Here is a 296-nt window from a genome sequence, read left to right as displayed (position 1 = left end):
CCAGCACCACCTGATTTATCGGCTTCAGCCGTTCGCTGAACATCGCGATTTGCGCCGCGATGTCGGCCTCCAGCGCGCTGGCTTCGGCGGCGGCCTGGCTGAGGGCTTTCACCTGACGCTGCAGGTAATCGATTTCAGCCATCGCCGCGCTGTTATCCAGCACCTGACCCTGACCCTGCGGCTGGGCGTCCGCGCTGAGAAAGACGCCCTTACCGCCGCGCAGGACGCCGTGTTCATCGGTGCGCAGCTCAAAACCTTCGCCGCGCGGCGCGTTCTGCGCATCGACGATATGCCCG

At 65.2% G+C, this 296-nt stretch carries 1 protein-coding gene; it reads right to left on the bottom strand.

Annotated features, from left to right (window positions below; translation table 11 throughout):
* On the bottom strand, nt 1-296 hold a 296-nt coding region (locus AACU55_RS23405), incomplete at both ends, for a type VI secretion system Vgr family protein (RefSeq protein ID WP_205960171.1).

The organism is Rahnella sp. CJA17(1/100) (assembly GCF_963881615.1).
In the GTDB taxonomy this organism is placed as follows: Bacteria; Pseudomonadota; Gammaproteobacteria; order Enterobacterales; family Enterobacteriaceae; genus Rahnella; species Rahnella aceris.
Note: the sequence above shows the minus strand (reverse complement) of the source record. Positions and strands in the feature narration are given on the sequence as shown.